18 protein-coding genes are annotated in these 23,641 nt (G+C 41.4%); 17 read left to right on the top strand and 1 reads right to left on the bottom strand.

The window, feature by feature from the left end; genetic code table 11:
• Window positions 1–20: 20 nt before the first annotated feature.
• The 17 genes from JJN12_RS08860 (at window position 21) to JJN12_RS08780 (ending at window position 22,665) form a co-directional block, all read left to right on the top strand.
• Complete coding sequence (locus JJN12_RS08860) at window positions 21–1,130, top strand: hypothetical protein (RefSeq protein ID WP_208429342.1); 1,110 nt, start codon at window positions 21–23, stop codon at window positions 1,128–1,130.
• Window positions 1,131–1,248: 118 nt separating this feature from the next.
• A complete protein-coding gene (locus JJN12_RS08855) occupies window positions 1,249–2,388 on the top strand; it encodes an SPFH domain-containing protein (protein ID WP_208429341.1) in 1,140 nt (379 codons plus the stop codon).
• Window positions 2,389–2,486: 98 nt separating this feature from the next.
• Complete coding sequence (locus JJN12_RS08850) at window positions 2,487–3,560, top strand: IBR domain-containing protein (RefSeq protein ID WP_208429340.1); 1,074 nt, start codon at window positions 2,487–2,489, stop codon at window positions 3,558–3,560.
• Between the two features lie 17 nt (window positions 3,561–3,577).
• Window positions 3,578–4,417: a TPM domain-containing protein gene (locus JJN12_RS08845; protein ID WP_208429339.1), complete on the top strand. Its 840-nt coding sequence runs from the start codon at window positions 3,578–3,580 to the stop codon at window positions 4,415–4,417.
• A 138-nt stretch (window positions 4,418–4,555) separates the two neighbouring features.
• Entirely contained in the window at window positions 4,556–7,168 is a 2,613-nt protein-coding gene (locus JJN12_RS08840; RefSeq protein WP_208429338.1) for a translation factor GTPase family protein, read from the top strand.
• A 14-nt stretch (window positions 7,169–7,182) separates the two neighbouring features.
• On the top strand, window positions 7,183–8,259 hold the full coding sequence (locus tag JJN12_RS08835) for a hypothetical protein (RefSeq protein WP_208429337.1): 1,077 nt from the start codon (window positions 7,183–7,185) through the stop codon (window positions 8,257–8,259).
• Window positions 8,260–8,271: 12 nt separating this feature from the next.
• Complete coding sequence (locus JJN12_RS08830) at window positions 8,272–9,630, top strand: TPM domain-containing protein (protein ID WP_208429336.1); 1,359 nt, start codon at window positions 8,272–8,274, stop codon at window positions 9,628–9,630.
• A 214-nt stretch (window positions 9,631–9,844) separates the two neighbouring features.
• Window positions 9,845–10,777 (top strand): cysteine synthase A, encoded by a 933-nt coding sequence (cysK, locus tag JJN12_RS08825; RefSeq protein ID WP_208429335.1) that lies wholly within the window; start codon window positions 9,845–9,847, stop codon window positions 10,775–10,777.
• Window positions 10,778–11,051: 274 nt separating this feature from the next.
• Window positions 11,052–12,191 carry a DUF4317 domain-containing protein gene (locus tag JJN12_RS08820; RefSeq protein ID WP_208429334.1) on the top strand — a complete coding sequence of 380 codons (1,140 nt, stop codon included), beginning with the start codon at window positions 11,052–11,054 and terminating at the stop codon, window positions 12,189–12,191.
• Window positions 12,192–12,230: 39 nt separating this feature from the next.
• Window positions 12,231–14,093: an O-antigen ligase family protein gene (locus JJN12_RS14205; RefSeq protein ID WP_208429333.1), complete on the top strand. Its 1,863-nt coding sequence runs from the start codon at window positions 12,231–12,233 to the stop codon at window positions 14,091–14,093.
• Window positions 14,074–15,960, top strand: coding sequence for a polysaccharide biosynthesis protein (locus tag JJN12_RS08810; RefSeq protein ID WP_208429332.1), 1,887 nt, complete (start codon window positions 14,074–14,076; stop codon window positions 15,958–15,960). Before JJN12_RS14205 ends, JJN12_RS08810 begins: the two co-directional genes overlap by 20 nt.
• Window positions 15,961–15,964: 4 nt before the next feature.
• Window positions 15,965–16,348 carry a hypothetical protein gene (locus JJN12_RS08805; RefSeq protein ID WP_208429331.1) on the top strand — a complete coding sequence of 128 codons (384 nt, stop codon included), beginning with the start codon at window positions 15,965–15,967 and terminating at the stop codon, window positions 16,346–16,348.
• 375 nt (window positions 16,349–16,723) lie between these two features.
• Window positions 16,724–17,437 carry a response regulator transcription factor gene (locus JJN12_RS08800; protein ID WP_208429330.1) on the top strand — a complete coding sequence of 238 codons (714 nt, stop codon included), beginning with the start codon at window positions 16,724–16,726 and terminating at the stop codon, window positions 17,435–17,437.
• Window positions 17,427–18,710, top strand: a complete 1,284-nt coding sequence (locus JJN12_RS08795; RefSeq protein WP_208429329.1) for a sensor histidine kinase — start codon at window positions 17,427–17,429, stop codon at window positions 18,708–18,710. The genes JJN12_RS08800 and JJN12_RS08795 overlap by 11 nt, the downstream gene beginning before the upstream one ends.
• A gap of 12 nt (window positions 18,711–18,722) precedes the next feature.
• Window positions 18,723–20,873 (top strand): hypothetical protein, encoded by a 2,151-nt coding sequence (locus JJN12_RS08790; protein WP_208429328.1) that lies wholly within the window; start codon window positions 18,723–18,725, stop codon window positions 20,871–20,873.
• A complete protein-coding gene (locus tag JJN12_RS08785; RefSeq protein WP_236013750.1) occupies window positions 20,873–21,790 on the top strand; it encodes an ABC transporter ATP-binding protein in 918 nt (305 codons plus the stop codon). Before JJN12_RS08790 ends, JJN12_RS08785 begins: the two co-directional genes overlap by 1 nt.
• Window positions 21,791–21,792: 2 nt before the next feature.
• Window positions 21,793–22,665 (top strand): ABC transporter permease, encoded by an 873-nt coding sequence (locus tag JJN12_RS08780; RefSeq protein WP_208429327.1) that lies wholly within the window; start codon window positions 21,793–21,795, stop codon window positions 22,663–22,665.
• Here the strand turns inward: JJN12_RS08780 and JJN12_RS08775 are convergent.
• Window positions 22,634–23,443 (bottom strand): hypothetical protein, encoded by an 810-nt coding sequence (locus JJN12_RS08775; protein WP_208429326.1) that lies wholly within the window; start codon window positions 23,441–23,443, stop codon window positions 22,634–22,636. The genes JJN12_RS08780 and JJN12_RS08775 overlap by 32 nt on opposite strands.
• Window positions 23,444–23,641 lie beyond the last annotated feature (198 nt).

The raw sequence follows: 23,641 nt of genomic DNA, 5'->3' as shown, positions 1-23,641 counted from the left end.
AATCGGAGGAGAATGGGATTATGAAGAATAAGAAATTAGGTGTTTTACTTTTAGCAGCACTTATGATGAGCAATGTAGTTGTTCCACAGCCTGTTGCTACAGTGAAGGCAGCAGAGGCAGATGCGGCAGCAAACAGTGTAGCTCCTGCGGGTACAACAACAGAGCCGGCAGAAGGAAATATCGAGACAGCAGACAAATTCGTGGGTCAGGACGATTTAAACGTGGTATTTTCTCAGAAGACACACCTTGTTCAGGGCAGCGGGGCAGTCAACAATTACTTTAAGTTTACAGTTAACGAGGACTCTTGGGTATTCTTAGGAAGCAGCCTCTCACTTAACAATCACGATGGTGTATCTGTTAAGTATGCACTTTATGCAGATGCAGCCTTTTCAAAAAAGGTTGGAACCTTTGAAGCCGGTTACTGGAAAGATACCAGCAAGCAGCAGCTCACAGCTATACTTAAGAAGGGTACATACTATGTGAGCATCCTTTCAAAGCATGAAAACTATGGTGACTTTGATGGTAATATAAATGTAGTTGGAGTTGCAGTTCCAGTTAAGAATATCGTGAAGACAAGCTACAAGGTAAATAAAGATAAAAAGAGCGCAACAGTTACTTTCTCAACAGCAATGGACGATTTCTTTAAGTATGCTCAGTACCGCTATGGCAAGGTAGGCAGAGACGGTGAGAAAAATGCTAACTACTGGGGATATTTAAACAGTGTTGGCTGGAATAACTCTACTGATAAGAATGCTATCCAGTTAAAGTTAAATGCAGACAATACCGTTAAGTTCAAGGTTAAGAGAAACGGATACTATACAATAAGAGTTACAGATAAAACTACCCCAATGAATTGGACTGATGTAAAGGAAGGAACCAGCTATTCAGCATTCTTTAAGGTTAAGGGTTTAGTTGACAAGAAGGCTCCTGTTGTAAGTGTAGTTAATGGGAGAACCTATAGAGGCAGTGTAAGAATTACTTTTTCCGATAAGGACTCAGGTGTTAAATCAGCTAAGTTAAACGGTAAAACCATTAAGAGTGGTCATATCGCATATTTAAGCGGAAGATATACACTTGTAGTTAAGGATTATGCTGGTAATACGACTAAGGTTAGCTTTAGAGTAAGATAATAAAATAGTTTGCCCTGTTAGGGGTTCAATTTAATAAACAGGGTATAAAGCCGCATAGTTTTATATCCTGTTTATTTTTAGAAAATACTACATTGGAAAATGAAAGGAAGGTAGTGGTATGGGACTTATTAAAGCTTTCACAGGAGCTGTAGGAGGAACACTGGGAGATCAGTGGAAGGAATATTTTTATTGTGATGCGCTTCCTGCTGACGTACTTGTAAGAAAGGGAAGCAAGAGAATAGGTGGAAGATCATCCAATAAGCACGGCAGTGACAATGTGATTACAGATGGCTCAGGTATAGCAGTTGCAGATGGACAGTGTCTTGTTATAGTAAATAACGGAAAGGTATCCGAAATATGTGCCGAGCCTGGTGAATATACCTTTAATTCGGGTGAGTCACCAAGTGTGTTCTCAGGCAGCTTTGGTGAGAGTGTAGGTGCCGTATTTAAGGATATGATAGGCAGATTTACCTATGGAGGACAGGCAGGAAGAGACCAGAGGGTTTACTATTTCAACACAAAGGAACTCACAGACAACAAATTTGGTACACCTAACCCTATTCCTTTCAGAGTGCTTGATGCCAACGTAGGTCTTGACATAGATGTATCTGTACGCTGTTCAGGCGTATACTCATATAAGATTCAAAACCCTATCCTTTTCTATCAGAATGTATGTGGCAACGTCGCTGATGAATTTACAAGAGATGAGATAGATACCCAGCTTAAGACGGAGTTCGTATCTGCTCTCCAGCCTGCCTTTGGTAAGCTTAGTGAGCAGGGAATCAGGCCAAGCGGACTTCCAAGCCACGCTATGGAGCTTGCAGATCTTATGGATGAGGTGCTTTCTAAAAAGTGGAAGGAGCTTAGAGGCCTTGATATTATCTCTGTTGCCCTTAACCCAATCACACTTTCTGAAGAGGATTCTGCAGCAATCAAGAATCTTCAGCTATCAGGTGCGTTTAGAAACCCTACCATGGCAGCTGCTAACCTTGCACAGGCACAGGCTGAGGCTATGAAGACAGCCGCAGGCAACTCAAACGGTGCAATGATGGGCTTTATGGGTATGAACATGGCTAATCAGGCAGGAGGAATGAATGCAAACGCCCTCTATGAGATGGGAGCAGCTCAGGCTCAGGGCAGCGCTTCACAGGCTCAGGGCAGCGCTCCTCAGACTGAGGGTATGCAGTGGTTCTGCCCTAACTGTGGCAATAAAAACAACGGTAACTTCTGTACAAACTGTGGTACCAAACGTCCATAAATATTCGTAACACTCTATGCCACAGATAAGGGAAAGCTATAGAGACTCTGTGGCATAGTAGTGTATAGGCCGTATTTTAATGAATAAGGGAGAAGACAATGGCACTAATGGAATATAAGTGCCCCAACTGCGGAGGCGCAATTAGATTTGATACAACCGCTCAAAAGATGGTGTGTCCATACTGCAACACCGAATTTGACATGGACACCCTACGTGGCTATGATGACATATTAAAGGGAGATACCGAGGGAACCATGAACTGGTCCGCTCCTGAGGGAAAATGGGATGAAGGAGAAAGAGACGGTCTCTCAGTATATACCTGTAATTCCTGTGGAGGTGAGATAGTCGGGGATGAAACTCTTGGAGCGACTTCCTGCCCTTATTGTGGGAACCCTGTAGTAATGACGGGTAAATGGGAAAAGGGACTCCGTCCTGACCTGGTTATCCCGTTTAAGCTTGATAAAAAGCAGGCCAAGGCGAAGTTTTCCCAGTACCTTGGTGGCAAGTTTCTTCTTCCTAAGGTATTCAAGTCTGAGAACCACATTGAAGAAATCAAGGGGCTATATGTACCATTCTGGCTCTATGACGCAGACACTGACAGTAGGCTTAGATTCAAGGCTACAAAGGTAAGAAGCTGGAGTGATAGAAGCTACTACTATACTGAGACAAGCTACTTCGCTGTAATAAGAGGTGGCAGTCTAGAGTTCAAGGCAGTTCCTGCTGATGCATCCGCCAAGATGGATGATGTACTTATGCAGTCAATCGAGCCCTTCGACCTTAAAGATGCTGTAGACTTTCAAACTGCTTATCTTGCAGGCTTCCTTGCAGATAAGTACGATGTTAGCTCTGATGCACAGCTTCAGACAGTCAACTCACGTATAAGAAACTCCGTAGAAGAGGCATTTAGAAATACAGTTACAGGCTATAGCTCAGTTACCAAGGAATGGTCTACCATAAACATAGACAACAAGCTGACAAAATACGCCCTTTACCCGGTATGGGTGCTGACCACGAGATGGCTGGACAAGCCTTACATCTTTGCAATGAATGGACAGACGGGTAAATTTGTTGGCGACCTCCCGGTAGACAAGAGTCTGAGAGCAAAGCTGTTTGCAGGCATAAGCGTTGTAACAGCGATAATTCTCTTTCTTGTGCTATACTTTGTATTTTAGAGGGGAGGGAATGGATAATGATGATAAATAAACTTAGTAAAAAATCCTGCTTTATGGCATTGGCTCTTGTCTTTTTCCTCACACTTATAGGCAGTTTTAGCTTTCTATTCACCTCCGTATATGCAGAGGCTAAGGTTCCAAGGCTGGTTGACAATGCTGATGTCCTTACAGACAGTGAGGAGAAAAGCCTGCTTGCCAAATTAAATGAAATCAGCGAAAGACAGCAGATAGATGTTGCCATTTTGACTGTTAAAGATGAGACAACAGAGAGCGGTATTACTGCCTATGCAGATGACTATTACGATGATAATGGTCTTGGATATGGAAGTGGCAGAGACGGTTTAGTCCTGGTTATGGATTATGGCTCAAGAGCCTGGGCTATCTCAACAAAGGGAAAGGCAATCAGCATATTTACAGATGCAGGACAAAAGTATATGACGGACAAGTTCCTGCCATATCTTAGTGACGGCGATTCATACAAGGGATTTGAGACTTATGCGGATCTTTGCAACCAATTTATTGAGCAGTACAAGACAGGAAGTGCCTATGATGTAGGTAATCTTCCAAAGACTAGAAATCTCACCATCATAATAGGAGGCTCTGTTATTCCTGCACTTCTTCTTGCGTTTGTAGTCTGCTACGGTATGACTTCCCAGCTAAAGACTGTACGTAAGCAGTATACAGCAGATAACTACGAGCTGAACAACAGCTTTTATGTAAACACTGCTGAAGATTTCTTCCTCTATAAGAGGCTTTCAAGAACCAGAAGAGAATCTTCAAGTTCATCGGGAGGAGGAAGCAGTACACATACAAGTAGCTCAGGAAGTACGCATGGTGGCAGCCACGGCTCTTTCTGATTATTGGATAATATTGTAATAAAGTCACTTGATAAATCTTATAAAAATCTCTATGATATTCATAGGGAACTATTAAAGTAAAGGCCACAGAAGTTCGTCTGTGGCTTTTATTAATAAATATGATTTTAGAAGGAAGTTATGGGACATATAGTTTTTGGAATACTGGCACAGGTAGATGCAGGAAAAACTACGCTTTCGGAAAGCCTTCTGCTTTCTGCAGGAGTGCTTAAAAAGGCAGGAAGAGTAGACAAAAAGGATGCCTTTTTAGACAATTACGAGCTTGAAAGAGAAAGAGGAATTACCATTTTCTCTAAGCAGGCTGAGTTTCAGGCCTTTGGTAAGGACTTCACCCTTCTTGATACACCGGGGCATGTGGACTTCTCTGTAGAAATGGAGAGGGTGCTGTCAGTCCTTGATGTGGCCGTACTTGTAATAAGTGCCTCTGCAGGTGTGCAGTCTCAGGTGTCTGCCATTTGGAAGCTTCTTAAGCACTATGATATCCCTGCTTTTATATTTGTAAATAAAATGGACCAGCCTGATACTTCAAAAGAGGAGATACTAATCGAGCTAAAGGAAAAGCTTGATTCCAATATAATTGACTATGCGGATGCTAATAGTGATAAAGCAGGGTATGAGAAATTTTTGGAAGAGGTTTCTCTTACTGATGAGACGGTGCTTGAAGCCTATATGGAGACAGGGAGCGTAGATTTTACAGACATCCAAAATCTTGTAAGAAACCGTAAGTTTTTCCCTGCATTTTTCGGTTCAGCCCTTAAATATGAGGGAGTTGATGAGTTCCTTAAAAGCTTTGCAGCTCTAGTTATTCCACCTGTATACGGTAATGAATTCGCTGCAAGAGTCTTTAAGATAGCAAGGGATGATGCAGGCAACCGCCTCACCTATATGAAGCTTATGGGCGGAAGCCTATCTGTCAGGGAGATGATAGGAGATGAAAAAGTCACAGGAATAAGGATATATTCAGGTGAGAAATATGAAAGCCGTGACAGAGTAGAAGCAGGAGAGGTCTGCGTAGTTACGGGACTGAAAGGTACTAAGGCAGGGAAAGGCCTTGGATGGCTTTCAGGGACTGAGGTAGGAAGCGTGCTTAAGCAGGTAATGAGCTACAAGGTAGAGCTTCCTGAGGATGAGCCTGCCCATGTATTCCTGCCTAAAATCAGGGAAATCTCAGAGGAGATACCCGAACTATCAGTAAAGTATTCTGAAGAAAAGAAGGAAATTACTATATCTCTTATGGGAGAGGTGCAGACCGAGGTTCTTAAACACTTAATAAAAGAAAGATACAATGTGGATATAGGCTTTGGAGAAGGACATACCCTCTACAAGGAGACTATAGCTGAGACAGTGTACGGAGTAGGGCATTTTGAGCCACTGAGGCACTATGCTGAGGTGGAGCTTAGGCTAGAGCCTGCTGAAAGAGGAAGTGGGCTTAGCTTTGCTTCTGAGGTAAGTGAAGATGAGCTTAGCCTTAACTACCAGAGACTGATTCTTAGCCATCTTGAAGAAAAAGAATACAAGGGAGTGCTTACAGGCTCTCCTATTACAGATATGAAGATTACCCTTGTGGCAGGAAGGGCACACCTTAAGCACACTGAGGGTGGAGACTTCAGACAGGCCACCTACAGGGCGGTAAGGCAGGGGCTGATGCAGGCAAGCTCAGTTCTTCTTGAACCTGTGTATGACTTTAAGCTTGAAGTGCCGGAAGAAGCCATAGGCAGGGCGATGACAGACATAGTTAAGATGAATGGAAGTTTCACTTCACCTGAAAATATATCCGGAAAGGCTGTGCTTACCGGCAAGGTACCTGTATCGGAGGTTAAGAACTACGTCCTAGAGCTAAGAGCCTATACAAAGGGAGAGGGAATTCTTACGCTTACTCCGTCTGACTATGAAGTCTGCCACAATGCGGAGGAGGTCATAGAAGCTATAGGATATTATCCTGAAGCAGACATTGAAAATACAGCAGATTCGGTGTTCTGTTCACATGGAGCGGGCTTTGTAGTGCCTTGGAATGAAGTTATTAACTATATGCATCTTCCTTATTTTGGAGATACAAAGGAGGAAGAGAGTGAAGAAGAGGCATTTTTAAGATATGCAAACAGGCTCCCAAGCCAGGTGGGAAGCGATAGAGGAGAGGTCTTCCTTGGAACTGATGAGATAGACAGTATACTTAAGTCTGCGGTCTCTTCCAACAAAAAGAAGGAAGAAGAGTCTGCCAGAAACCGCTGGAAGGGCAGGGGCAGGACAGATGAATGTCCTGAGGTTTCGACTAATACAAAGAGGGTTAAAAGCAGTATAGGTAAGGATGATTACCTCTTGGTAGATGGCTACAATATCATATTTGCCTGGCAGGAGTTAAAAGAGCTTGCAGATATAAATATCGACAGCGCAAGGGACAAGCTCATAGAAAAGCTTGCCAATTACCAGGGCTACAGGGGATGTAAGCTCATCCTTGTATTTGATGCCTACAAGGTAAGAGGTGGCAAAGAAAACGTAATAAAGCAAGGTGACATGTGGATTGTATACACCAAAGAGGCTGAGACTGCTGACCGCTATATAGCAAAGGCGAGCCTGGAGCTTACAGGCAAAGGTCTGGTAAGGGTGGCTACATCTGATGCACTTATTCAGATGATAATATTTGGAAGCGGAGCGGTAAGGACTTCAGCAAGAGAGCTTGAGGCTGAAGTAAAGTATGTGGAAGGACAGATTTCAGAAAAGTTAGAAAAGATGTAGCAAGGGAGAAAGTTATGGATTTAATAGAATACAAGTGCCCCAACTGTGGTGGTGCCATAAGGTTTGACACCGCAGCTCAAAAGATGAAGTGTCCGTATTGTGACACTGAATTTGATATGGATACCCTAAAGGATTATGATAACATCTTAAACGGTGACGAGAAAGAGACTATAAACTGGTCAGCTCCTAAGGGGAGCTGGGAAGAGGGAGAAAGAGACGGGCTTTCCGTGTATTCCTGCAACTCCTGCGGCGGAGAGATAGTGGGAGATGATACCTTGGGTGCAACCTCCTGTCCTTTTTGCGGCAATCCTGTAGTGATGACAGGTAAGTGGGAAAAGGGGCTGCGCCCCGACCTTGTTATACCATTTAAGTTAGATAAGAAGCAGGCTAAGGAGAAGTTTTACAATTTTCTTAAAGGTAAGATATTGCTTCCGAAGATATTTAAGGATGAAAACAACATAGAAGAAATAAAGGGGCTTTATGTGCCTTTTTGGCTCTATGATGCGGCTACCAACAGCAGATTCAGGTTCAAATGCAAGAAGATAAGGTCCTGGAGTGACAGCTCTTATACCTACACAGAGACTAGCAATTATGCTGTTACCAGGGCTGGTGAGTATGCCTTTAGGGCGGTTCCTGCAGATGCATCAGTGAAGATGGATGATACTCTTATGCAGTCCATTGAGCCCTTTGATTTGCGTGAGGCCGTTGACTTTCAGACAGCATACCTTGCCGGATTCCTGGCGGATAAATATGATGTAAGCTCAGATATGCAAAAGACTGTAGTAAATAATAGAATCAGAAATTCGGTAGAGCAGGCATTTAGAAATACAGTCACCGGTTATAACTATGTAACAACTGAGCAAAGCTCTGTAAATATAAATAACACATTAACCAGGTATGCTCTCTATCCGGTGTGGGTATTTACAACCAGGTGGAAAGATAAGCCGTATATCTTTGCAATGAACGGTCAGACAGGCAAGTTTGTAGGCGACCTTCCTCTTGACAAGGTACTTAGGGCAAAGATATTTGTAGGTGCAACTGCCTTACTTACGCTTATATTTACCATAGCACATTTTGTAACACGCTTGTAGGAGGAAAAAGAGTTGGGAAATATTTATAATAATAAAGCACGTGGCTTAGTACGTGGCAGGCTTTGCCTTCTTCTCTTTCTCCTTGCTTTTATCTTCTCTTTGACAGGTCCTTCGAAAATGTCAGGTATGAAGATTCTTGCGGACACAAAGTATAACGCTAAATATCCGAGGCTTGTAGATAAGGCAGATGTACTAACGGATGAGGAAGAGAAAAAGCTGCTTAAAAAGCTAAATAAAATAAGTGAAGAAGAGAAGGTGGATGTAGTCGTCCTCACTGTAGAAAATGAAGCAGGAAAGGATGTTACAGCCTTTGCAGATGATTTCTATGATTACAATAATTATGGCTTTGGCCATAAGGGAGACGGCATTATCCTTGTAGTTGACTATGGCTCAAGAGACTGGGCGTTATCTACAAAAGGTAAGGGCATATATATATTTACCGATGCAGGGCAGAAGTACATATCAGATAAGTTTGTCAAGTATCTCTCAGATGGTGAAGCGTATGAAGGGTTTAAGACCTATGCCAACCTCTGTAAAAAGTTCATCGAGCAGTATAGAACAGGTGCAGCCTATGATGTGGGCAATATGCCTAAGGAAAAAAGTGAAACTCCTACTGAAGATTACAGTCAGAGGAGGAAGGCTGCCAGAATGGTGGATAACGCGAAAGTGCTGTCACTTGAAAATAAAAACATGTTAAATTCAAAGCTTGACTTGGCAAGCTCTGCCAGAAATGCAGATATATCTATTCTGACGCTTAAGAACGAGGTTAATGACAATAACATACTCTCCTACGCAGGGAAATACTATAAGGACAATAACTTTGGACTCGGTGTATCTAGAGACGGGGTGCTGCTTGTAATGGACTTTGGTACAAATACCTGGGCTATATATACAAATGGCAGGGCAGTAAATGCAATTCCTGATGAGGCGAAAGAGTATATGACAAATGACTTCTTGCCTGTCATTAAAGAAGGAGATACTTACACCGGTTTTATACGCTATATTAATTTATGCGACAAAATGCTTGCCAACTATGACAGCGGTTTGACCTATGATGAGGGACTTGTTCCAAAGAAAGAAAAGTTATCAGACGTTGTAAAGGATTCCGTCCTGCCGGCCCTCTTTTTCTCACTCATTATATGTATTATCCTTACCAGACAACTAAAGACAGTAAAGCCTGAACTGCAGGCAAATAACTATGCAAGGCAGGACAGTTTTTGTCTAACTGACGCCGAGGATCTATTCTTGTATAAGACTCTGTCTAAGACAAGAAGAAGCAGGTCGAGCTCGTCAGGTTCATCCAGGGGAGGCAGCAGCACTCATAGAAGCAGCTCCGGAAGTATTCACGGAGGAAGCCACGGAAAGTTCTAAGATATCCTGATACCGTGTTATTCTACAAAATACAGACAGCATAACCGAGCCTCACTGATGATAATAACCAAAATAAGATAATCACAAAAAACTCTGTTGACATTGTAAAATAAATGGGGTATGATAGTTATCAGAGATTAAACCTATAAAACAACTAGGCAATATAGGAATTAAACAATATAACATAAGATTATGAATTTGGGAGGAAAAAAACATGGCAACATACAAGAAAGTTACAGAACTTATAGGAAAGACACCGCTCTTAGAGCTTACTAACTACGAGGCTAAGCATAAGCTTAATGCAACCATACTTGCTAAGCTTGAGTACTTCAATCCAGCGGGCTCAGTAAAGGATAGAATCGCTCTTAGCATGGTTGAGACAGCAGAGAAGGAAGGTAAGCTTAAGCCCGGCTCTGTCATCATAGAGCCAACAAGCGGAAACACAGGTATAGGACTTGCATCAGTAGCAGCATCTAAGGGCTACAGACTTATCATCGTTATGCCTGATACCATGAGCGTAGAGCGTAGAAATATAATTAAGGCTTATGGGGCTGAGCTTGTACTCACAGAGGGAGCACTAGGCATGAAGGGCGCTATAGCAAAGGCTGAAGAGATTGCAAAGGAGACAAAGAACAGCTTTATTCCTGCACAGTTTGATAACCCTGCTAATCCTGAGGTGCATAAAAGAACTACAGGCCCTGAGATCTGGCAGGATACAGATGGCAAGGTGGACATCCTGGTGGCTGGTATAGGTACAGGCGGTACCATTACAGGAGCGGGTGAGTATCTTAAGTCAAAGAATCCTAATGTCAAGGTTGTTGCAGTTGAGCCTACAGGCTCAGCCGTACTTTCAGGCGGTGCTCCGGGACCACATAAGATACAGGGTATAGGTGCAGGATTCGTTCCTAAGACACTTAATACCGGTATTTATGATGAGATTATTCAGGTAGAGAACGAGGAAGCCCTCGATACAGGAAGAGAAATCGCAAAAACTGAGGGAGTTCTTGTAGGTATATCCTCAGGAGCTGCTGTGATTGCAGCAAGAAAGCTTGCCGAAAGACCTGAAAATAAGGGAAAGGTTATAGTAGCGGTGTTACCTGACACAGGAGACAGATACCTCTCAACAGCACTTTTCTCAGAGGCTTAATATAATAAAACAAGTGTCACAGGTATAAAGTTTGATTGATGCCTGCTTGCAAGAGAACTTATTATCCTTTGACACAGACATAATTTAACAATCTGCCTTAAATATGGAAAAACTAAGAGCTTTATTATTTACTATTCTTTCTGCGCTAACAGCGGATTGAAAATGTATCTAATGAAGCTCTTTATTTCTGCGTAATTATTTGCTATAATAAGAAGATGTGAAAAAAGGCTCATTTACTTTATCGTAAGTATAATAGCCGTAAAAAGGTGAGAATATGAATAAAACAGAAGTATCTGAGATACGTAAGCTCTTTGGCAAAGATGGATACCGCATCGATAGCCTGGCAGCCTGCTATGTCAGCATAGAGAAGGAAAAAACCTTTGTGCTAAAAGAGGCTCTTAGCAGTCTCTCAGAGGAGGAGCTGCTTTCGCACTTAAGTATCTTCCATAAGTGCCTGGGAGGAACTCTTGGTAAGAATCTTATAAATATGGAGTTTCCGCTTGAGGCAGAGTTTGGTGAAGGGCAGCAGAAGTTCCTTTTAGAGCTTCGTGACAGCGGACTAAAAGATGAGGAGAAGCTTGAAAAGTTCTTTGACCTTATTATAGCTAACTATCCTAGCAGTGATAAATACTACATAGTTGCAATCCACGGCAACTATGATGTACCAGGGAAAGGAAAAGACGGTGAGACCTTAGAAGATGCCTCTGATGTCATTTACGAGTATATACTCTGTGCCATCTGCCCGGTTAAGCTCTCAAAGGCAGCTTTGGGCTATGACTCAGATGCAAACCGCATAGGTGAAAGAGTGAGAGATTGGGTGGTAGAGGCACCTGACAAAGCTTTTTTATTCCCTGCTTTTAATGACAGAGGACCTGATATTCACAGTCTCCTCTACTATACAAAGAAGGCAGAGGAGCTATACCCTGACTTCGTGGAGGCAGTGTTTGGGACAGTATCACCGCCTTCACCGGTGGCACAGACCGAGACCTTTAACTCTCTTATAACTGAGACTCTTAAGGACGAGGTAAGCCTTGAGATAGTACAGAGAGTGCAGGAAAATATAGCGGAAGTAATAGAGCTAAACAAGGAAATACCTGCTCCTGTTGAGCTTACCTCTTATGAGGTAAAGGAGCTTCTGGAGAAGAGCGGTGTTGAGAGGGAGAAGCTTGAGCATTTTGAAGACACCTTCAATGAGGTAGCCGGAGAGAAGGCTACCATAATAGCCAACAACCTCCCGGTGGTCAAACAGCTTAGTATAAAGGCTCCTGACATCGAGATAAAGGTTAAGCCTGAGAGTGCCTCCCTTGTGAAGCACAAGGTGGTTGACGGAGTTCTATCGATTGTGATTCCTGTAGGTGAAGGAGTAGAAGTAAATGGAATCACGGTAAAGCACGTAGACAATGAAATAGAGTAAACAACCCATAAAGGGAATATATATCTTTGGAGGAGAAAAGTGGATTACAGATACGGTTATAAGAACAAGAAGGAAGAAGCCGGAATGGGAAAGAAAATCAGCCTTTTTCTGTTGGGGATAGTGATAGCCTTCATCCCCCTTATAGTAAGGGCTGCTGAGCATTCTACCAACCTCACACAGTTTCCATGGTTTGGAGGTGGAGATGAAAGTCTTGATGTCTTCCTTATAGTGAAGGGGCAGGCACTTACCATAGTTGCAGTACTTATGCTGTTTGCCCTTGGTGCCAAGCTGTTTTTGGACGGCAAGAAGATAAAGCTGCCTGTGTGGATGTATGCGGTATTTGGATATGCTGCACTTACAACCATTTCAACGCTTGTATCAAAGTACAGAAGCTTTGGATTTCACGGAATGTATGAACAGCACGAGACGCTTTGGGTTATCCTTGCCTACTGTGTTGTACTGATATATGCTTATGTATATGCCAGTGACAGCTATGGTATTAAGTTTGTAAGGGGAGCACTTGCGGTACTGGCAGTAATACATTCTTATATAGGTATTACCCAGCTTATCGGTGAGGATTTCTGGGGAACAAAGCTTGGACGCTACCTTATTATTCCAAGCAGCTTTGAAGGAGCAGAGCAAATCAGAGAGAACCTTAGCTTTACATTTTCAGGCTCAGGTAACCACCAGGTTTACCTTACGCTTTACAACCCTAACTACGTAGGCTCTTATGCAGCTTTAGTATTCCCTATATTCCTTGTGCTTGCTGTATTTTCAAAGAAAATATGGAAGAAGGCTTTCTGGGGAATCATTACCATAATCAACTTCCTTTGCGCTATGGGTTCAGGCTCTAAGACCTTCCTAGGTGCTTTTGCGGTATCCGCTGTATTTGCTATTATTCTCTTCAGGCAGAAGCTTAAGAAGGGATGGCCTATTATGGCTGGTTTTGCCGTTGTCATCATTGCCTCTGCGGCAATATACTTTAACTACATAGGCTTGAACCTTCTTACCTACCTTAAAAATTCTTTAGCAATGCAGAAAAACGATTATCTGCTTGAAAAGGTAGAGCTTAAAAATGACCATGCGGAAATCACCTACAATGGTGTCACATTTTACATAGGCTATGACGCCTCCGGAGAACAGGCAACTGTATACTTCTCAAAGGCAGACGGAAGCAAGATAGACTACCAGACTAGCGATGACGGTTCCCTTGTATACTTAAAGGATGATAAGCTCAAAGACCTTAGCTTCCAGTATATGAAGCCTGCAAGTGATGATGTAAAGGGATATCTCATTAACTGCAATACTCCAAAGGGTTCATTTGCATTTATGAATACCGGAAACGGATACAAGATATATACCGGCGGTGGTAAGCTTGATGATATCTACAATGCTCCTGCGGCCATAATCAAGGATCACGATTCTTTTGCCTCAGGACGTGGATACATATGGTCAAGAACCTTCCCTGTATTCTTCAATCATCTCTTGCTGGGAAGCGGTGCGGACACATTTACCATAGCCTTCCCTCAGAATGATTACATAGGAAGGCTTAATGGTGGCTTTGGCAGTATGATTATCACGAAGCCTCATGACCTTTTCCTTCAGATTGGAGTTCAAAGCGGAGGCCTGGCACTGCTTTGCTTCCTTGCCATTGCTATTATGTATATAGTACAGACCTTTAAGATCTACTGGAAAAGAGACTTAAACGGTGAGACAGAGACTTTTGGAGTCGCTATATCACTGGGCATTATAGGCTATCTCTTTGCGGGAATCTTCAATGACTCCTGTGTTGCCCTTGCACCTCTTTACTGGGTGTTCCTCGGTGTTGGCTATGGAATCAATGCTTATATTGCTAAAAAGGATAATGTGGGAAGTGAAACCAATGAGGGAAAAAATAGTTAACTTTTACGCTAAAAACCAGCAGTTTATAAAGAGGACTCTAATCATCCTATACGACCTTGTGGTCGTATGGGTTGCGGGAGTCCTTGCTTTGCTTTTAAGATTTGACCTTAGCTTTAGCAAGATACCGGTATATTTTACCGAGAATATGCAGAGTGTACTCCTTTTAAATATGATTGCAACAGTTCTCATTTTCACTCTGAATCACCTCTACACAAGCCTTTGGGCTTATGCCGGCGTTGTAGAAATGCAGAGAATCATTATTGCTGTTATTGAGGCTACGGCAGCAGAAGTGGTTATAGCTTTGATAAAAGGACAAAAGGATGAGGCCTTCTTTCTCCCAAGAACCTACCATTTCCTATACTTCTTCATACTTTTACTTCTGACTGCGGGAATTCGTTTTCTCTACAGAACGGTGAGGATGCAGATAACCAGCAGGGCAGCTACAGGAAATGTGCAGACCTCGAGGGTAATGCTTGTTGGTGCAGGAGAGACAGGACATATGGTTATAAGAGATGTACTCTCAAGTGCCAGCGTGATGAAGGAGCTTTGCTGTATCATAGATGATGATAAGAACAAGGTGGGAAGCTATATAAACGGAATCAAGGTGGTCGGAGACAGATACTCCATCCCTGAAAATGTCCAAAAGTACAAGATAAACGAGATAATTATAGCCATACCATCTGCAAGCAGAAAGGAGCTTAGCGAGCTTATAGGTCTTTGTACCGACACGGGCTGCAAGCTAAAAATCACTCCGAGCGTAACTGAGATTATGGAGGGCCACGTATCAGCGACTCTGCTTCGAGATGTGAGCGTAGAGGATTTGCTTGGAAGAGAACCTGTAAGTGTTGAGCTTGACCTAGTTATGGGCTATGTGAAAGACAAGACGGTACTTGTGACAGGCGGAGGCGGCTCCATAGGAAGCGAGCTTTGCAGGCAGATAGCGGGGCATAAGCCAAAACAGCTCATTATAGTAGATATATATGAGAATAATGCCTACGACATAGAGCTGGAGCTTAGACATAACTTCCCTGAGCTTGACCTGGTTGTGCTAATAGCCTCTGTGCGTAACTTGGACAGGCTTGATTCCATTTTTGCAAAATACAGGCCAAATCTTGTCTACCATGCGGCTGCACATAAGCATGTGCCACTTATGGAAAATAGCCCGAATGAGGCTATCAAAAACAATGTTTTAGGCACATACAATACTGTAAAAACTGCCGATAAGTACGGTGTGGACAGATTTGTGCTCATATCTACTGACAAGGCGGTAAATCCAACCAACGTAATGGGGGCAAGCAAGAGAATCTGTGAAATGATAATACAGACCTTTGGCCACCATTCAAAGACAGAGTTTGTGGCAGTAAGGTTTGGTAATGTGCTTGGAAGCAACGGGAGCGTGATTCCTCTCTTTAAGAAGCAGATTGAAGCAGGAGGACCAGTTACAGTTACCCACCCTGACATTATAAGATACTTTATGACTATACCTGAAGCAGTTTCTCTTGTACTTCAGGCAGGAGCCTATGCTAGGGGTGGAGAGATATTTATCCTTGAAATGGGCGAGCCTGTGAAGATTCTTGACCTTGCAAAGAATATAATCAGGCTCTCAGGCTTTGTGCCTGATAAGGACATTAAGATAGAATTCACGGGACTAAGACCTGGAGAGAAGCTATACGAGGAGCTTCTTATGGAGGAAGAGGGGCTTAGGGATACAGATAACAAGCTCATTCACATAGGGCGGGCAATCGATATGGATGAAGAGAAGTTTAAGGCAGAGCTTGAAGAGATTATAAAGCTTGCCTTTAGTGAGCCCTCAGGCGAAAGAATAAGAGAAGAAATAAGGAAAATTGTACCTACATATAAAGGATGAAAAGATGCCAAAGAAATTATTTAAGAAAAGAAGATGGAGAGCAAAGGCTAAATCAGACCATGGTGGAAAAGGAGGGCTTAGTTTTTCCTCTAAAATAGTCTCTACAGACGGAGTTATCTGCCTTGTGCTAGGGATAATCTGTCTGATTATGCTGATTGCAGCGGTTGTCATATCAACTCTTGCCAGAGGAGCAGCTGATATCTATGTGGGAACCATAGGTGTGATTGGATTTGTGATTTCGCTTACCTGCTTTATTATCTCACTAAAAACCATGAATGATGAATATATAGCAGAAACCATACCCAAAATAGCTGTAGGAATCAACTTCCTGGCACTTTTAATCTATCTTGGACTTTATGCTTATGGCTTGTTCATTGGAATGGTATAGAATGTTCACAATTTGTTAAAATTAATTACAAACAGGCTTCATATTTGTACGGTATACTCTAGACATCAGTTAAGGAACAGCAGATAAGTTCCAAGCTGAATACAAATTTGCTAGATTCCCCAATTTGTATAGATTTACTTTTTTCATTTGCAGGTTGGTGACTCCCTGTTTACCAACCACTCCTCTCTTTTTTATAAGGATAGCGTTAGCTGTCCTTATTTTTTTTGGCTTAAAATATTAAGGTCAAAGAAATTGTAAGAATTATTTAATACATATATGATAGAAAGATGATATACTCTAGTATAGGTCGGAATTTTTTCATGTTTAAAACTAATCCGGATAATCAATGAATTTAACAAACACAGGAGTAGATATATGGATACTAAAGCAAAGATTCTGGTAGTAGATGATGATAAAGAAATAGCTGATTTGGTGGAGATTCACCTTGTAAGTGAAGGCTATGTAGTTAGAAAGGCAAATGATGCTGTTACAGGACTTGCTATGCTTAAGGCGGACGAAGATATTTCACTTGCCATATTAGACATCATGATGCCCGGTATGGACGGTCTTTCTATGGTCAAGAAGATTCGTGAAACCAACAATATCCCTATCATTATGCTCTCAGCCAAGTCTACAGACCTAGACAAGATAGTGGGACTCGGCAATGGTGCAGACGACTATGTGACCAAGCCGTTTAATCCGCTTGAACTCACGGCCAGAGTTAAGGCAAACCTTAGAAGATTTACAGAGTTTAACGCAGAGAAAAAGGGTGGCGGTGCCGCAGATGATGAAATCATCGAAGTTGGACCGCTTTATATCAATAAAAGCACAAGAGAAGTAAGGACATACGATAAAGAGGCAAAACTTACTCCTATTGAGTACGACATACTCTGCCTTCTTGCAAGTAATCCGGGAAGGGTATTCTCTACTGATGATATATTTACAAGGGTATGGAATGAGAAGGCATTTGAAGGCAACAACACAGTTATGGTTCACATCAGAAGACTAAGAGAAAAGATAGAGATGGACGCAAGAAATGCTAAAATAATCAAGACAGTATGGGGAGTAGGATACAAGATTGAAAAATAAATTGTTTCGCAGTGTCAGAATAGAAATAGTAACCTATGTAATAATAAGTCTGATACTCTCTTTGATAACGACCCTGCTTATTACTTTTGGATTATTTATGCTGAGAGATTTTATAAAGAGAGATTCACAAAACCTAAACAGCCCGGTACAAAGTGCGGGTACAACTGCATCCGTACAGGGTGATGCCTCTCAAATGGACAATGTAGAGAAGGATATAAGAGTAAATGAAAATATCAAGACTATAAACGGCCGTACTGACGATAATATTCTCAGCCGTTACCAGGAGGATGTAAGGATTAAACTCTCTGAAAGCCGTAGATTTGCGGGCTTTATTGTCATTGAAATGATAGTCTGCTTCATCTTCTTTTTTTCTATATATTTTGTCTTTTTTACAAAGAAGATAGTAGACTATTTTGAACAGATAGACAGGGGGATAGAAGAATTTTCGGAAGGAAACTTCGACATTGAATTCGAGGTAAGAAATGAAGATGAGCTATCCAATATGGCACGTAACCTTAATAGAACAACAGGAGAGATAAACCGTATTCTTGCAAAGGAGAGGGACGAGGAGAAGAGCAGAAAGGAGTTTATTACCTGTATAGCTCATGACCTGCGTACTCCACTGACCTCTGTAATCGGCTATCTCCAGCTGGTTATGGCAAAGGCTCACGCGAGCAGGAGTAATGAGGAGCTTCAGATAAAGAATGAAGAATATGTAAAAATTGCTTATGAGAAGGCAATCAGGCTTCAGGGGCTGATAGAAGAGCTATTTTCATTTACAAAGACAGATTCAACAGAGCTTAGGCTTCATCTTACTGAAATAGATGTGGTAAAGCTAATGGAGCAGCTTGCGGATGAATGTTATCCAAGTCTTCAGGAAGCGGGACTCGCTCTTGAATTTAAGACCTCTGCTGAGGTCATTAAGATAGAAGCAGATGGAGAGCTTATGGCAAGGGCAATAGCGAACCTGCTTACCAACGGCATAAAATATGGTAAAGACGGTAAGAAGATTATCATTGACTTGTACAGAGAAAATGAAAACAGCGATTTACACATTAGAATAATCAACTATGGAAGGCTGATTCCTGAAAAGGATATAGACCATATTTTTGATAAATTTTATAGGGTTGAGGATTCGAGGTCCCTGCAAACCGGAGGGGCAGGGCTAGGGCTTGCTATCACGCAGAATATAGTTAAGCTTCACGGAGGCTGTGTCAATGTAAAAAGTGACCTCTCCGGAACTGTATTTGAAATAGTATTGCCTGCAAAATAGGAGAATAACGGCGTGAAAAAAGGATTGTTTTATGTCTTATCCGTATTATTTCTTTCAATTATTTTAATGACATCAGCAAAGGCAGAGGGTAAGGTAAGAGGGTTATCTGTAGAAAAGAGTGCAGAGACGAGAGGAGTCTCTTCGATTGGAGACATTGATATAGAGTACGGTGTAGCCGGCTATATCCGCGTATCCTCTACGGTAAGAGTTAAAGTAAGTATAAAAAAAGCCAAAGAAGACTTTAATGGAAGTGTATATCTAAAATATTATGCTATTGGGGACAATCCATCTTCTTATAGTGAGGAGATTAGCATAAAAAAAGGAGAGAATGCGGAGGTTTATTTCTATCCTTTTATCAACAACTCTGACCCGAGCTTTAGAGTATCATTTATGGATAGCACCGGAAAAGAACTTGAGAGCTATGAAGATGATATTGATGTGAAAGATGCTGATGGGGCGTCGGAGATAGTTGTTGCGAGTTTTCTTTCAATGGATGCTGACGCAGTCCTACCCGGCAGCGAGAATTTTAGAGTTAAAAGAATATATCTTAAAGAAGATGATGTTACAGGAGATTACCGGGCACTTAGTTCCTTTGACCTTGTGATAAGGCCGGATGATTATGAACATGTCTTTAAGGCGGATACGGTGGATATTCTAAAAGAAAGAGACAGACAGGGCGGTGTGAGTATAAACGAGAGTGAGATGTCTGAGTTTAATATTAAAAGGCTGTATTTGGCAAGGGAAAATCAAAATGACTGGGTATGGAGAGTTGAGAGAGTTCTTGTGCCTGTTCTTGACAACCTGAATATAAAGTCAGGCAAGTATATAGCAATTATAGTCATATATATAATAGTTGTTAGCCCTGTGACATATCTAATATTGGCACGTAGAAAAAAGAGAGTACAATACTGGATATTTGTACCGGTATGGGCAGTTATTTTTACTGTTATCATCTATATGGCGAGCACAGACAGCCGTATAGACGGTATCTACATGAACTATGTATCTGTGCTTGACCTAAGAGAAGACAAAGATAATGAAAATGTTTCGTTCTCAGTAACAAACTCATCCAACACGCCATATACGCTTGAGGTTAACAATGAATATAAGGTGGACAGCCTGTATGGAAGCTTTACTGAGCCAGCAGAAAAAACAGTAAGCAGAACAGTCTATAACATAGAAAATAAGCATGCTGGAACTGATATTAATGTGCTAGAGTCCGCTGCCTTTGATACCTTGTACTTAAGGGCGAGGGGAACACCTAACATAGTTACAAAAAGCGCAGGGAAGTTCTATAGGGACAACACTGTATTAAAGGGAGAATTTACCAATACTCTTGGCACTGACTTAAGTAAGGTATTTGCTGTATATGATGACGAAATCATATATTTGGGTGATGTGCCAAAGAATGAGACCAAGAGCTTTTCAGCAGAAAAAGAAAGTGTTTATCTTAATGATCTGACTGGAGGTCTTCAGGACTCAGTATATCTAAACAGGATATTTGACTTTGCTTATGAGGGAGAAAACCCCAAGCTTCAAGCACTCATGACTTCTGTACTTGATAAAGTCTCCATACTTGGACATAGTAATCCTGCCTTTGTTGCTCTTGCAAATAACCGTCTTAGCGGGGAGTTCTCTTCTGATGTGAACACTGCTAAAGGCTACACACTGGTAGTGCTTCCGGCAGAAAAAACAGTAGACACAGGTGTAGAGTATGATAACTTCGTGAATTCTATAGGTAAACTTCCTATGTACATGTACGATAAGAGCTACAGTTTTTCAAATGATGCACTGGTAAATAGAAACTCTGTTGATATTACCTATGATGTGGATATCAAAAAAAAGGTGAGGGACCTCAGGCTATTTGCCAGATACAAGGAAGAGGTAAACCCTTGCAGGGTATATGCCCTCAACAAGCTGACAGACAGATATGATGTGGTTTTTGAGCCTGATGAGGATTATATAAACAGAATTAAGGAATATGTAAATACCGGTGGGAAATCAGGCTTTAACAAAGGTAATGATCAGGAATGTTATATGGGTGATGCCTATGTAAAGGATGGCAAGCTGACTCTGCGTTATGAGATAGACCAAACTGCCTATGATGAGATATCTTCATTTACCATACCGAATATACCAAAGATATCAATGGAGTATGAATAATGATAGAGATAGATAATTTAGTCAAAAGCTTTGGGAAGACCAAGGCACTGGATGGGATTTCACTGAGAATCGGAGATAGTGAGATATACGGCTTCGTAGGGGCAAACGGCGCAGGCAAAACTACTACCATGAGGATAATATCAGGTCTTATCCCTGCTGATTCCGGGAAGGTAATAATAAACGGACTGGATAGTGTAAAGAATATCAAGCAAATTAAAAGCAAAATAGGCTATGTACCTGATTACTTTGGCGTGTACGATAACCTAAGAGTCACAGAATATATGGAGTTTTTTGCGGCAGCCTATGACTTGACCGGGAGAGAAGTAGAGAAAAGATGCCTTAGGCTTTTGGATGAGCTTGGGCTAGGAGATAAGCCTGACTTCTTTGTCGACGACTTATCAAGGGGGCAGAAGCAGAGACTGGGGCTTGCCCGTGCCCTGGTTCACAATCCTGACATTTTAGTTCTTGATGAGCCTACATCGGGCATGGACCCAAAGGGAAGAATAGAGACAAGGGACATACTAAGAAGGCTCAATGAAGAAGGTAAGACCATCATCATAAGCTCTCATATTTTACACGAAATATCGGAGCTTGTTACCGGACTTGCAGTTATAGAAAAAGGCAAAATTGTTATGAGTGGAAGCATAGAAAGCATTGAAACAAAAATGCACATAGAAAATCCAATCATAATGAAGGTTATAAAAAATGCTGACATTGCAGCTGAAGTTCTTAAAGAAGATGAAGAAGTGCTTAACCTCACAATAACAGAAGATAATGAGTTTTACATAAGCTATGGCGGTTCTGATGAGGATGAGGGATATCTTCTTAAGAGACTTGTGGAAGCTGGTGTTATGATAACTTCTTTTTGCAGGAGAGGACACGACCTTGAATCTGTATTTATCAAGATAATGGAGTAGTTATGGGAAGATATAGAACAAATGCTGTATATACAAAGGAGCTAAAACAGTCTGTTAGAAATATAAAGTTTCCAATAACGGTGGGGCTTTATTGCTTTATAGTGGCTTGCATAGGGCTGTTTACTCTTGTAGCAATCTCGGCTTACGGATATCCTATTTACAGTACATACACGATTAAACAAGACTTTATTACATTCTATTCAGTCTTATTTGGGCTGGAATTCGCGCTGGTTATATTTGTAGTCCCTGCCATAACCGGAGGTGCTATCTCAGGGGAGAGAGACCATGGAACCCTTGATTTGCTGCTTGCCACAAACCTTGGACATTACAGGATAATAATGGGTAAGCTGATATCTGTAGTCAGTAAATTGCTGATTTATGTGATATCAAGCCTGCCTGTCCTTGCTCTTATATTTACTATGGGCGGAGCAGGACTTACAGACCTTATGATGTATATGCTGCTTATATTGCTTACTTCCCTATACATAGGGAGCTTTGGTGTACTTATGTCTGTGATATTTAGAAAAACAAGCACTGCTATGGCCGTAACCTATATATGGATAATGTTCATTGCCCTGGGTACAATCTCGGTAGCCCTAATGAGTAATGCAATAGTGCCTTCAAGCAATAACAGCCTAAGCCCTGTATTACTTCTTAATCCTGTCATCACGCTCTTTTCATTGCTTGATGCCCAGATAGGTTTGCCTGAGATTGTAGGCAGTTACATCAAATTTGAGAACAATACTTCTTTCGTTATGAATAACTGGCTTATGCTAAGCATTTCTGTTCAGTTTGTTGTTACTGTGATAAATGTACTTCTTGCCACCCATTTTTTAAATCCTTTTAGAGGGAGAGCGAAGAAATATGTTTCATAAAATTCTTTGAAAACTCTGTTTTATCGTATATGCTTTCATATTGTGCTGTGTTTAAGTCGTCTATGTAGTTTTGCTCATAGTTTTTAGTAAAGCCCTTATCCGCAAGGTGGTCTACAGCCTTGTTATAAGCTATGGCTGCCTTTACCTCATCATCATATCTTCCGACTATTACAGCGCCTCTTATATTTATCTTTACCACGTATACCGGCTTCGGATATTGCTTTTCCATCCTGACGCCGGTATATCTGTTTATTATCTTTATATTTTCATACCTAAAGTCCAAATCATCCCCATTTACAAATACATAATCCCTGCCTGCAACCGCAAAGTTTCTTATGCCATAGCGGCTTAGTATATTTACCTGCATACCGTAGTCTGCTACAAAGAAATGCCTTCCTCTTCTAAGTATCTTGTGATTGGAATAGTAGAAGAGTTCGTCTGCTGAGAACTTCATTATATCACTGGTAGAGAGGTAGTATTCAAAGTATCTTTTTCTTAAGTATATAGGATTTTTCACATATAGACCGTTATCACGAAAGTTGATTATAGTCACCCATTTTTCAAAATCAAGGGTAGCGGATTCGTCATAGTCCTCTATGGTCTTGCGGTTTTTAGTAGAAGTTAGTGCTATAGCCTCGTTATAAGCGGAATTTGCGCCCTTTTCACTGTCAAAGCTGCCTAGGCTTATATGCTTATTTTTATACGTAAAAGAAGCAACAAAACGTTCATTTCCTTTTGAATCAACTCTTTTATATACTCCCCTTAGTGAATTTTCCACCTAAAAACCTCCTTTAAAAAGAAAATACCCCTTTATAATATTACCATGGTTAAAATTCCATGTCAAATGAAAATAAAAAAATCAATTCTATAGGAAGTACAAATTTATACTAGAATATAGCTATCATTAGTGAGAAAAGCACAAAATTAAAAGATTGTATAAAATGTAACTTCGTCAATATAAACAAAAAAATGGTTT

The organism is Catonella massiliensis, from assembly GCF_016651435.1.
GTDB classification, from domain to species: domain Bacteria; phylum Bacillota; class Clostridia; order Lachnospirales; family Lachnospiraceae; genus Catonella; species Catonella massiliensis.
This window is presented reverse-complemented; position numbering and strand designations above follow the sequence as displayed.